Source organism: Stutzerimonas chloritidismutans, from assembly GCF_020783375.1.
GTDB lineage: Bacteria > Pseudomonadota > Gammaproteobacteria > Pseudomonadales > Pseudomonadaceae > Stutzerimonas > Stutzerimonas kunmingensis.
This window is the reverse complement of sequence record NZ_CP086067.1, coordinates 3,915,893-3,927,960: the sequence shown is the minus strand read 5'-3', so window position 1 is coordinate 3,927,960 and position 12,068 is coordinate 3,915,893. Positions and strand designations below refer to the sequence as shown.

General features: G+C 65.1%; 11 protein-coding genes. 10 read left to right on the top strand and 1 reads right to left on the bottom strand.

The genetic code is table 11. The annotated features are described in order from the left end of the window. From glcF to LLJ08_RS18410, 8 genes are all read left to right on the top strand, one after another. A complete protein-coding gene (gene glcF / locus LLJ08_RS18445; protein ID WP_228207642.1) occupies positions 1 to 1,218 on the top strand; it encodes a glycolate oxidase subunit GlcF in 1,218 nt (405 codons plus the stop codon). Positions 1,219 to 1,291: 73 nt separating this feature from the next. Further along, a complete protein-coding gene (locus LLJ08_RS18440) occupies positions 1,292 to 1,696 on the top strand; it encodes a heme-binding protein (RefSeq protein WP_003283314.1) in 405 nt (134 codons plus the stop codon). A 20-nt stretch (positions 1,697 to 1,716) separates the two neighbouring features. Further along, positions 1,717 to 3,897: a malate synthase G gene (locus LLJ08_RS18435; RefSeq protein ID WP_228207641.1), complete on the top strand. Its 2,181-nt coding sequence runs from the start codon at positions 1,717 to 1,719 to the stop codon at positions 3,895 to 3,897. 215 nt (positions 3,898 to 4,112) lie between these two features. Continuing rightward, positions 4,113 to 5,816 carry an L-lactate permease gene (locus LLJ08_RS18430; protein WP_041015220.1) on the top strand — a complete coding sequence of 568 codons (1,704 nt, stop codon included), beginning with the start codon at positions 4,113 to 4,115 and terminating at the stop codon, positions 5,814 to 5,816. A gap of 114 nt (positions 5,817 to 5,930) precedes the next feature. Beyond that, positions 5,931 to 6,098, top strand: a complete 168-nt coding sequence (gene rd / locus LLJ08_RS18425; RefSeq protein WP_003283319.1) for a rubredoxin — start codon at positions 5,931 to 5,933, stop codon at positions 6,096 to 6,098. Between the two features lie 36 nt (positions 6,099 to 6,134). Further along, positions 6,135 to 7,319, top strand: a complete 1,185-nt coding sequence (locus LLJ08_RS18420) for an NAD(P)/FAD-dependent oxidoreductase (protein WP_228207640.1) — start codon at positions 6,135 to 6,137, stop codon at positions 7,317 to 7,319. A 149-nt stretch (positions 7,320 to 7,468) separates the two neighbouring features. Beyond that, on the top strand, positions 7,469 to 7,741 hold the full coding sequence (locus LLJ08_RS18415; protein WP_003283322.1) for an HU family DNA-binding protein: 273 nt from the start codon (positions 7,469 to 7,471) through the stop codon (positions 7,739 to 7,741). A 139-nt stretch (positions 7,742 to 7,880) separates the two neighbouring features. After that, positions 7,881 to 8,255: an SCP2 sterol-binding domain-containing protein gene (locus tag LLJ08_RS18410; protein ID WP_228207639.1), complete on the top strand. Its 375-nt coding sequence runs from the start codon at positions 7,881 to 7,883 to the stop codon at positions 8,253 to 8,255. Positions 8,256 to 8,453: 198 nt separating this feature from the next. On the opposite strand, the gene LLJ08_RS18405 is transcribed toward LLJ08_RS18410, so the two are convergent. Next, positions 8,454 to 9,362, bottom strand: coding sequence for a LysR family transcriptional regulator (locus LLJ08_RS18405; RefSeq protein ID WP_228207638.1), 909 nt, complete (start codon positions 9,360 to 9,362; stop codon positions 8,454 to 8,456). A gap of 169 nt (positions 9,363 to 9,531) precedes the next feature. Between LLJ08_RS18405 and LLJ08_RS18400 the strand changes: the two genes are divergently transcribed. Together LLJ08_RS18400 and LLJ08_RS18395 are read left to right on the top strand one after the other, a co-directional pair. Further along, on the top strand, positions 9,532 to 10,713 hold the full coding sequence (locus LLJ08_RS18400) for an acyl-CoA dehydrogenase (protein ID WP_041015216.1): 1,182 nt from the start codon (positions 9,532 to 9,534) through the stop codon (positions 10,711 to 10,713). Between the two features lie 131 nt (positions 10,714 to 10,844). Then, complete coding sequence (locus tag LLJ08_RS18395; RefSeq protein ID WP_228207637.1) at positions 10,845 to 12,068, top strand: CaiB/BaiF CoA transferase family protein; 1,224 nt, start codon at positions 10,845 to 10,847, stop codon at positions 12,066 to 12,068.

The following is a 12,068-nucleotide window of genomic DNA, read 5'->3' as shown; positions in this document are numbered from 1 at the left end:
ATGCAAACCAATCTGAGCGAAGCGGCCAAGCGGTTGCCGCGCGCCGAAGAAGCCGAAAGCATCCTGCGCTCCTGCGTGCATTGCGGCTTCTGCAATGCCACGTGCCCGACGTACCAGCTGCTGGGCGACGAGCTGGACGGCCCGCGCGGGCGCATCTACCTGATGAAGCAGATGTTCGAAGGCGGCGAGGTGACCGAGAGCACCCAGCTGCACCTGGACCGCTGCCTGACCTGCCGCAACTGCGAAACCACCTGTCCGTCCGGGGTGAAGTACCACAACCTGCTGGACATCGGCCGCGACTTCATCGAGCAGCAGGTGCAGCGCTCGTTGGGCGAGCGCATCGTGCGCGGTGGCCTGCGCACGGTGATCCCGCGCCCGGGCCTGTTCAAGGCGTTGCTGGGTGCCGGTAATGCGCTGAAGCCGCTGATGCCGGCCTCGCTCAAGGATCATCTGCCGCGCGAGATCCGCCCGGCCAAGCCACGTCCGCAGGTCATGCACAGCCGTCGCGTGCTGATGCTCGAAGGTTGCGTGCAACCGAGCCTGTCGCCGAGCACCAATGCCGCCGCAGCGCGCGTGCTCGACCGGCTCGGCCTAAGCGTCAGTCCGGCGCGCGAAGCCGGCTGCTGCGGCGCGGTGGACTACCACCTCAATGCCCAGGATGCCGGCCTTGATCGTGCGCGGCGCAACATCGACGCCTGGTGGCCGGCCATCGAAGCCGGTGCCGAAGCCATCGTGCAGACCGCCAGCGGCTGCGGTGCCTTCGTCAAGGAATACGGTCATCTGCTCAAGGATGACCCGGCCTACGCCGCCAAGGCCGCGCGGGTCAGCGAGCTGGCCAAGGATCTGGTCGAGGTGCTGCGCAGCGCCGAGCTGGAAAAGCTCAATGTGCGCGCCGACAAGCGCATGGCCTTCCATTGCCCATGCACCCTGCAGCACGCACAGAAGCTCGGCGGCGCGGTCGAAGACGTGCTCACCCGTCTGGGCTACCAGCTCACTGCGGTGCCGGATGCGCATCTGTGCTGCGGCTCGGCCGGCAGCTACTCGATCACCCAGCCGGAGATTTCCCACCAGCTGCGCGACAACAAGCTCAACGCGCTGGAGAGCGGCAAGCCGGAAGTGATCGTCACCGCCAACATCGGCTGCCAGACCCACCTCGACGGTGCCGGCCGCACGCCGGTCAAGCACTGGATCGAAGTGGTCGAGGAATCGATGCAGTAGCAATGCCTCATGGTTCGGTCGCCCCGCCAGGGCGGCCAGCGAACAACCGAAACACGAAGACAGGAGAATCGAGATGAAAAGCAAAGCCGTACTGAGCCAGACCGAAGTCGCCACCATCCTCGCCGCCGCCCGTGCCGAAGCGCAGGCCAACGGCTGGGCCGTGACCATCGTCGTCGCCGACGACGGCGGCCATCCGCTGGCGCTGGAGCGTCTGGACGGCTGCGCGCCGATCGCCTCCTACATCGCCACCGAGAAGGCCCGCAGCTCGGCCCTCGGCCGTCGCGAAACCAAGGGTTATGAAGACATGGTCAACGGTGGTCGCAGCGCCTTCCTCTCTGCACCGGTGGTCTGCTCGCTGGAAGGCGGCGTGCCGCTGGTCGTCGACGGCCAGGTCATCGGCTCGGTCGGCGTCTCCGGCGTAACCGCCGCGCAGGATGCCCAGATCGCCAAGGCCGGCGTCGCTGCCCTGGCCAACTGAACAGACAAGGAGAACGACTGATGACCGAGCGTGTAACCCTGGGCCGCCTGCAAGTCGCGGCCAATCTGCAGCGTTTCATCGAAGACGAAGTCCTGCCAGGCACCGGTATCGAAGCCGCCGCCTTCTGGCAGGGCCTGGACACTCTGGTCCATGACCTGGCGCCGAAGAACCGCGAGCTGCTCGCCGAGCGCGACCGCATGCAGGTCGAGCTGGACAGCTGGCACAAAGCCAATCCCGGTCCGATCAAGGACATGGCCGCCTACCGCGCCTTCCTCGAGTCCATCGGCTACCTGTTGCCGGTGCCGGGCGAGGTGAAGATCGAGACCGCCAACGTCGACAGCGAGATCGCCACCCAGGCCGGTCCGCAGCTAGTGGTGCCGATCATGAACGCGCGCTATGCGCTGAACGCCGCCAACGCGCGCTGGGGCTCGCTGTATGACGCGCTCTACGGCACCGACGCCATCTCCGAAGAGGGCGGCGCGCAGAAGGGCCCGGGCTACAACGAAGTCCGTGGTGCAAAGGTCATCGCCTACGCGCGCAACTTCCTCGATCAGGCCGCGCCGCTGGCGCAGGGCAGCCACGCCGACGCCACCGCCTACCGCGTGCAGGATGGCCAGCTGAAGGTCACCCTGGAGAACGGCAGCGTCACCGGGCTCCAGCAGCCTGAGAAGTTCGTCGGCTTCCAGGGTGAAGCGGTCGAGCCGAAGGCCGTGCTGCTGAAGAACAACGGCTTGCACGTCGAAATCCAGATCGACCCGAACAGCCCGATCGGCCAGACCGATGCTGCCGGCGTGAAGGACCTGCTGGTCGAATCCGCGGTTTCCACCATCCTCGATTGCGAGGACTCGGTCGCCGCAGTCGACGCCGAAGACAAGGTGCTGGCCTATCGCAACTGGCTGGGCATCGCCCAGGGCACCCTCAGCGAAGAGGTCGCCAAGGGTGGCTCGAGCTTCGTCCGCCGCCTGAACCCGGACCGCGAATACAGCGCGCCCAATGGTGGTGAGCTGAAGCTGCACGGTCGCTCGCTGCTGTTCATCCGCAATGTCGGTCACCTGATGACCAACCCGGCGATCCTGTTGGAAGACGGCCGCGAGATCCCGGAAGGCATCATGGACGGCGTGTTCACCAGCTTGATCGCCAAGCATGACCTCAAGCGCAAGGGTAACTCGCGCACCGGCAGCGTCTACATCGTCAAGCCGAAGATGCACGGGCCGAAGGAAGTCGCCTTCGCCGACGAGCTGTTCGGTCGCGTCGAGGACCTGATCGGTGTGCCTCGCTATACCCTGAAAATGGGCATCATGGACGAGGAGCGCCGTACCAGCGCCAACCTCAAGGCCTGCATCGCGGCGGCCAAGCACCGCGTGGCCTTCATCAATACCGGCTTCCTCGACCGTACCGGCGACGAGATGCACACCTGCATGGAAGCCGGCCAGGTGCTGCGCAAGGGCGACATGAAATCCACCCCATGGATCCAGTCCTACGAGCGCAACAACGTGCTGGTCGGCCTGGCCTGCGGCCTGCGCGGCAAGGCGCAGATCGGCAAGGGCATGTGGGCCATGCCGGACCTGATGGCGGCCATGCTCGAGCAGAAGATCGGCCATCCGAAATCCGGCGCCAACACCGCCTGGGTACCGTCGCCGACCGGCGCCACCCTGCACGCGCTGCATTACCACCAAGTGAATGTGCAGGCCGTGCAGAGCGAGCTGGAAAAGGTCGATCTGGCCGCCGAGCGCGAGCAGCTGCTCAACGATCTGCTGACCATCCCGGTGGTCGCCGAGGACAAGTGGAGCGCCGAGGAGAAGCAGCAGGAGCTGGACAACAACTGCCAGGGCATCCTCGGCTACGTGGTGCGCTGGGTCGAGCAGGGCGTCGGCTGTTCCAAGGTGCCGGACATCCACAACGTCGGCCTGATGGAAGATCGCGCCACCCTGCGTATCTCCAGCCAGCACGTGGCCAATTGGCTGCACCATGGCGTGGTGACTCGCGAGCAGGTGCAGGAAACCCTGGAACGTATGGCCAAGGTGGTCGACCAGCAGAATGCCGGCGATCCGCTCTATCGCGCCATGTCCGCCGACTACACTCAGTCGGCGGCCTTCCAGGCGGCCTGTGATCTGGTGTTCAAGGGACGCGAGCAGCCGGCCGGCTACACCGAGCCTCTGCTGCACGCCTGGCGTCAGCGTTACAAGGCAAGCCAGGTCTGACCGGCTAGGAGGCCGCGTGCTGCCAGAGGCTTGGCGCACGCGGTGCTGGAAAACAGCCCCAGACGCCCCACGGCGTCCGGGGCTTTCGAGCATTGGCGTCGAGGTTACGGCCTCGGCGCCGCGAGACGCACCGCGTGGGGGCGTTTCATGCGAAGCACCGGGCACGCCCGGACACATTAGAAGCGGTTCACAACAAAAACACAGGGACCCAACAAATGAGTCAAACACTACTGTCCATCCTGGCCTTCGTGCCGCTGGTGCTGGCGGGTGTGCTGCTGATCGGCTTTCGCTGGCCGGCCAAGTACGCCATGCCGCTGGTATTCGTCCTCACTGCGCTGATCGGTCTGCTGGCCTGGGATATGACCCTCAACCGGGTCATCGCCTCGACCTTGCAGGGCCTGATCCTTACCGCGGCGATCCTCTGGATCATCTTCGGTGCGATTCTGCTGCTTAACACGTTGAAACACTCCGGGGGAATCAGTTCGATTCGGCGCGGCTTCTCCAACGTCAGCCCTGACCGTCGGGTCCAGGTGCTGATCGTCGCCTGGCTGTTCGGCTGCTTCATCGAGGGGGCCTCGGGCTTCGGTACCCCGGCCGCGGTGGCGGCGCCGCTGATGGTCGCGCTGGGCTTCCCGGCGCTGGCGGCAGTGGTCATGGGGATGATGGTGCAGTCCACGCCGGTATCCTTCGGCGCGGTGGGCACGCCGATTCTGGTCGGCGTCGGCGCGGGTCTGGACAAGACCGGCATCAGCGAGCAGCTGGCAGCGGTGGGCAGTAACTGGGAGGTGTTCTTCCACCTGATCTTCTCGCGCGTCGCGATCATCCATGCGCTGTGCGGGATTCTCATGCCGCTGATCATGGTCAGCATCATGACCCGCTACTTCGGTCGCAACAAATCCTGGACCGAAGGTCTGGCGATTGCGCCGTTCGCGGTGTTCACGGGTCTGGCCTTCGTCATTCCGTATGCTGCGGCCGGCGTGTTCCTCGGTCCGGAATTCCCGTCGATGATCGGTGCGCTGGTCGGTCTGGCCATCGTCGTGCCGGCGGCCAAAGCCGGTTTCCTGCTGCCGAAGGACAGCTGGGATTTCGCCCCGGCGAGCGAGTGGCCGTCCGAGTGGATGGGCAAGATCGAGATGAAGATCGAGGACGTCGCCGGCAAGACGCCGATCTCCGTGCCTATGGCCTGGGCACCGTATCTGGTGCTCGCCGCGTTGCTGGTGGCGTCGCGGGTATTCCCGGACTTCAAGGCGCTGCTGATGTCGTTCACCTTCGGCTGGAAGGACATCCTTGGTGAGACCGGTGTGTCCGGTACGCTGGAGCCGCTGTATCTGCCGGGTGGCATTCTCTGCATCGTGGTGCTGATCACCTTCTTCCTGCATCGGATGAAGGCCGGCGAGCTGGGCGCGGCGATTTCCGAGTCGAGCAAGACTCTGCTTGGCGCGGGCTTCGTGCTGATCTTCACCATTCCGATGGTGCGGATCCTGATCAACTCCGGCGTCAATGGCTCCGATCTGGTGTCCATGCCGGTGGCCATGGCGCAGCTGGTGGCCAACAGCGTCGGCTCGGTCTATCCATTCTTCGCTCCGGCAGTCGGTGCGCTGGGCGCCTTCATCGCCGGTTCCAACACCGTGTCCAACCTGATGCTGTCGCAGTTCCAGTTCAACACCGCCGGGCTGCTCGGCCTGTCCGGTGCACTGATGGTGGCGCTGCAGTCGGTGGGTGCGGCGGCGGGCAATATGATCGCCATTCACAACGTGGTGGCGGCTTCGGCCACGGTAGGCCTGCTCGGTCGCGAAGGGATCACCCTGCGCAAGACCATGCTGCCGACCCTGTACTACCTCATCCTGGCCGGCACCATCGGCCTGATCGGGTTCTACGTGATGGGCATCAGCGATCCGCTGGCGGGTACCGCAGGCTAAGCCTGGCGGTATCGCGACGGGCGGCCCAGGCCGCCCGTTTTCATTTGTGGGATTGGTGCGGCGCGCTGTTCTGGTATAGCGTGCGTCGCAGTCGGAAGAGCATCGAGGTTACCCATGAAGAAATGGCAATGTGTGGTGTGCGGCTACATCTATGACGAAGCGCTGGGCGTACCGGAAGAAGGCATCGCGCCCGGGACGGCCTGGGAAGACGTGCCGGAAGACTGGGTTTGCCCGGACTGCGGTGTCGGCAAGATGGACTTCGAAATGATCGCCATCGGCTGAAAACCGTATCGCCAACCACCCATACGAGGACATGACGTGAGCGCACCTGTAGTCATCATCGGTACCGGCCTGGCCGGCTACAACCTGGCCCGTGAATTCCGCAAGCTGGACACGCAGACGCCGCTGTTGCTGATTACCGCCGATGACGGGCGCTCCTATTCCAAACCGCTGCTGTCCACCGGTTTCGCCGCCAACAAGAACGCCGAAAGCCTGGGCATGGCCACCGCCGGTGCCATGGCCGAGCAGCTGAACGCCGAGATTCGCATCCATACCAGCGTCACCCGCCTCGATCCGGCGAATCGGCGCGTGTGGATCGGCAATGAACCGGTCTCATATCGCGATCTGGTACTGGCCTGGGGCGCGCAGACGATCCAGGTACCGGTCGCAGGCGATGCCGCCGACGCGGTATTTCCGATCAACGACCTGCACGATTACGGCCGCTTCCGCGCCGCCGTCGCCGGCAAGCGCCGCGTGCTGATCCTCGGTGCCGGGCTGATCGGCTGCGAGTTCGCCAACGACCTGCTGCTGGGCGGCCACGAGGTCGATCTGGTCGCGCCGAGCGAGCAGGTCATGCCCGGCCTGCTGCCGCTGCAGGCGGCCCAGGCGGTAAGGCGTGGCCTGGAGGGCATCGGCGCGCGCTTCCACCTGGGCGCAACGCTGCAGCGCCTCGAACGCAGTGACGACGGCCTGCAGGCGCAGCTTTCCGATGGCAATCGGCTGGCCTGCGATCTGGTGGTCAGCGCCGTTGGCCTGCGCCCGCGCACCGAGCTGGCAGCTGAGGCGGGGCTTGAGGTCAAGCGCGGCATCGTCGTTGATCGCCTGCTGCAGACCTCGGCGGCCCACGTCTACGCCCTCGGCGATTGCGCGGAAGTGGAGGGGTTGAACCTGCTCTACGTGATGCCGCTGATGGCCGGTGCGCGGGCCCTGGCTAAAACGCTGTTTGGCAATCCTACCTTTGTCAGTTATGGCCCCATGCCGGTCACCGTAAAGACCCCGGCATGCCCGGTGGTGGTCTCACTGCCTGCGCTTGATAGTGTCGGCAGCTGGACCGTGGAGGCCCAGGGGAATGATGTGAAAGCGCTCTATCTCGGTGCCTCCGGGCAGCTGCTCGGCTACGCCCTGACCGGCGCGGCGGTGCAGGAGCGGCTGGGGCTGAACAAGCAGCTGCCGCCGGTGCTGGCGGAACTACCGCAAATTCTGTCGCTAAAGTCCCCCGGCTGAGCTGGCGAGCCGCCTACAGGGACTGGCGCAGGTGCTAGCGCCGTGCCATTCTCCATGGGTCTGCCCCAGCCTAGAGCTGTTGCAGCGCCTTTAGCGCTGTTCTTGTGAACAGTACGGACACAACAACAAAAACGTCTCAGAGGCTCCCAATGCGTAAACCGGAACTCGCCGCAGCCATTGCCGAGAAGGCCGATCTGTCCAAGGACCAGGCCAATCGCGTACTCAACGCCGTGCTGGATGAAATCACCAACGCGCTGAACCGCAAGGACAGCGTGACCCTGGTTGGTTTCGGCACCTTCGTTCAGCGCCACCGTGGTGCCCGCACCGGGAAAAACCCGCAAACCGGGCAACCGGTAACCATCAAGGCCAGCAATACCGTCGCCTTCAAACCGGGCAAGATGCTCAAAGACGCGGTCAACTGACGCTGCGCCAACCCGGAGCCAACGGGCTCCGGGTCAACCTGACTGCTCGGTCCGTCCCGGACCCATTCGTACCCGTCCTTCCTCCCGCCGACCAAGCCACTACAATGCGGCCTTTTCCCATACCGGTCGGTACCTCAACATGAAATTCCGCTTTCTGCTTTGGATGCTTGGCCGCCTGATGGCCAAGGCCAGCCGCACCAATCCCGAGTTCCAGCAGCAGCTGGTCGACAAGGACCTGAGCTTCCAGCTACACACCCTGGACGGCAAGGTCGCCCGGCATTTCGTGGTGAAGAACCAGCGCGTCACCAGCAAGCGCGGCCCGGCGAGCGAGCCGGCGTTCTCGCTTGGCTTCAAGGATGCCGCCTACGGCTTCGCCACCATGACCGCAAAGAACAAGCAGCTGGCGTTCATGCAGGGGATTCAGAACAAGGACATCCAGATCCAGGGGAATCCGGCGCTGGTGATGTGGTTTCAGGGGTTGATGAAGTACCTGAAGCCGAGAAAGAAGAAGTAGCTTCGCCCTGAGCTCGCGATTCGGTGCGCTCATTTCTGGATGCCCTGGCACCTGGCTCGTCAGCCCCAAACCTGCACGCTAGCTGTGGTGGAAAACGCTGCGCGGTTTTCCACCCTACGGGTCTTTCGAGACTGAAAGAGTGACGCACCGGTCTCCCGCGCCAAGATGCCTGGGTTCCAACCCTAACCCGAGCAAGCACTAACCCAACGCCCCCTCCCGCCAAACTCTCGCTTCCTCCTTCAACCAGTCCCGAAACGCCACCAGCCCCGCCGACTCCACCTTGCGCTCCGGAATCATCAGGTAGTACGCCCGCGTCTCGCTGCGATAGGCGTGCGGATGCGCCAGCACCAGCCGTCCCTCGGCCAGTTCCCGCTGGATCAGGAACGGCGGGATCAGCGCCACCCCCATGCCATGCTCGGCTGCCTGCGCCAGCATGGAGAACAGTTCCAGCCGCGGCCCGGTCATGTCGCGGGCGACTTTCAACCCCAATGAATCGAACCACTGGCGCCAGGCATAGGGTCGGGTGGTCTGCTGCAGCAGCGGCAGTTCGGCCAGGGCGTGGGTCGTGAACGGCCGACCATCGCGCAGCAGGGCCGGACTGCAGACTGGCCGCAGGTCCTCCGGCATCAGGTAGTGCGCCTCGGTACCGGACCAGTCGGCGTCGCCGAAGTAGATGGCGGCATCGAACTCGGTATCGGCAAAGAGAAAGGGCCGGGTGCGGTTGGTCAGGTTCACCGTGATCTCCGGATGCAGCGCCTGGAAATGCCTGAGGCGTGGCACCAGCCATTGGGTGCCGAAGGTCGGAACCACGGCCAGCTCAAGGCTCATCGCGCCCTGCTGGCCCATCACCGACAGCGTGTCGCGTTCCACCGCGTCCAGCTGCGCGGCGATGCGGCGGGCGTAGGACTGGCCGGCGGCGGTCAGCTTCACGCCGCGTCGCGAACGGCGGAACAGCGCCAGGCCGAGAAATTCCTCCAGCCCACCGATCTGTCGGCAGATCGCGCTCTGGGTCAGCGCCAGTTCGTCGGCCGCGCGGGTGAAGCTCTCGTGGCGGGCGGCGGCCTCGAAGGCGATCAGCGCAGCAGTGCTAGGGATCTTGCGGCGCATTATGCGAACACCTCACTGGATAAGCCGGTTATTGGTCGGAAAGGATATCTCGGAGTGAGCAAAGCGCACAGTTCGGTGCGAAATCCTCGTTTGCGACCCGTTGGCGCCGCGCCTAGGATCAATCCATCCACGCGCAGCCGCGCTGCAGAACAAAACAAGAGGAGTCCCCATGGCCGGCAAAGCAAGCTTCAACTGGATCGACCCGCTGCTGCTCGATCAGCAGCTGACCGAAGAAGAGCGCATGGTGCGCGACAGCGCCGCGCAGTTCGCCGCGGACAAGCTGGCGCCGCGGGTGCTGGAAGCTTTCCGCCATGAACAGACCGATCCGGCGATCTTCCGCGAGATGGGCGAGACCGGCCTGCTCGGCGCGACCATTCCCGAAGCCTACGGTGGCAGCGGGCTGAACTACGTGTGCTACGGGCTGATCGCCCGTGAGGTCGAGCGCATCGATTCGGGCTACCGCTCGATGATGAGTGTGCAGTCCTCGCTGGTGATGGTGCCGATCTACGAGTTCGGCAACGAGGCGACCAGACAGAAGTATCTGCCCAAGCTGGCCAGCGGCGAATACATCGGCTGCTTCGGCCTGACCGAGCCGAACCATGGCTCAGACCCGGGCAGCATGGTCACCCGGGCGAAGAAGGTCGACGGCGGCTATCGCCTGTCCGGCAGCAAGATGTGGATCACCAACAGCCCGATCGCCGATGTGTTCGTGGTCTGGGCCAAGGATGACGCTGGCGAGATTCGCGGCTTCGTGCTGGAAAAGGGCTGGGAAGGGCTGTCCGCCCCGACGATCCACGGCAAGGTCGGCCTGCGCGCTTCGATCACCGGCGAGATCGTCATGGACAACGTGTTCTGCCCGGAAGAGAACGCCTTCCCCGATGTGCGCGGGCTGAAGGGGCCGTTCACCTGCCTGAACAGTGCCCGCTACGGCATCAGCTGGGGCGCGCTGGGCGCCGCCGAGTTCTGCTGGCACACCGCGCGCCAGTACGTGCTCGACCGCCAGCAGTTCGGCCGGCCGCTGGCCGCCAACCAGCTGATCCAGAAGAAGCTGGCCGACATGCAGACCGAGATCACCCTAGCGTTGCAAGGTTGCCTGCGCCTCGGCCGGATGAAGGACGAGGGCAGCGCCGCGGTGGAAATCACCTCGATCATGAAGCGCAACAGCTGCGGCAAGGCGCTGGACGTGGCGCGCATGGCGCGCGACATGATGGGCGGCAATGGCATCAGCGACGAGTTCGGCGTGGCCCGGCACCTGGTCAACCTGGAGGTGGTGAACACCTACGAGGGCACCCACGATGTGCACGCGCTGATCCTTGGCCGCGCGCAGACCGGCATTCAGGCGTTCTTCTGAAACTGCTCCCTTCTCCCTCTGGGAGAGGGGACGGGGGTGAGGGCGCTTGGCACTGCTCATGGTTCCTTCACCCCGGCCCTCTCCTACCGGGCGAGGGTGCTTTCACCTTCCAATAGCCTGTGAGGTTTTCCATGCCCGGCGCCCTGTCCCATATCCGCGTTCTCGATCTGTCGCGCGTGCTCGCCGGGCCCTGGTGCGGGCAGATTCTCGGTGATCTCGGCGCCGAGGTGATCAAGGTCGAGCGCCCCGGCACCGGCGACGACACCCGTCACTGGGGGCCGCCCTATCTCAAGGATCAGCACGGCGAAAACACCTCGGAGGCGGCTTATTACCTGACCGCCAACCGCAACAAGCAGTCGCTGACCGTCGACTTCACCCGGCCCGAGGGCCAGCGCATCATCCGCGAGCTGGTGACGCAGTGCGACGTGCTGCTGGAGAACTTCAAGGTCGGCGGGCTGGCCGCCTATGGTCTGGACTACGCCAGTCTGAAGGAAATCAATCCGCGGTTGATCTACTGCTCGATCACCGGTTTTGGCCAGGACGGGCCTTACGCCACACGTGCCGGCTACGACTTCATGATCCAGGGCCTCGGCGGGCTGATGAGCCTGACCGGGCGCAGCGATGCGGAGGAGGGCGCCGGGCCGGTGAAGGTCGGCGTGGCGCTGACCGATATCCTCACCGGCCTGTACGCCACCGTTGGCGTGCTCGCTGCGCTGGCACATCGCGAACGCAGCGGCGAGGGCCAGCATATCGACACGGCGCTACTCGACGTGCAGGTCGCCTGCCTCGGCAACCAGGCGCTCAACTACCTCACCACCGGCGTGGCGCCCAGGCGCATGGGCAATGCCCATCCGAACATCGTGCCCTATCAGGATTTCCCCACTGCCGATGGCGACATCATCCTCACCGTCGGCAACGACGGTCAGTTCCGAAAGTTCTGCGAGGTGGCCGGAAGATCGGAGTGGGCGGACGATCCGCGCTTCGCCAGCAATCGCGCGCGGGTCGCCCATCGCGCCGAACTGATTCCGCTGATTCGTCAGGTCACGGTGTTCCGCACTACGGCCGAATGGGTCAGTGCGCTGGAGCAGGCCGGCGTGCCTTGCGGGCCGATCAACGACCTGGCCCAGGTGTTCAGCGACCCGCAGGTGCAGCACCGCGGGCTGAACGTCGAGATGCCGCACCCGCTGGCCGGCCACGTGCCGCAGGTGGCCAGCCCGCTGCGGCTGTCCGCTTCACCCGTGGATTACCGCATTCCGCCGCCACTGCTCGGCGAACACAGCGAGGCGCTGTTGCAGCGCCTGCTGGGCATGAGCGACGAGCAGATTGCTGGCCTGCGCGCGGCCGGCGTCATCTAG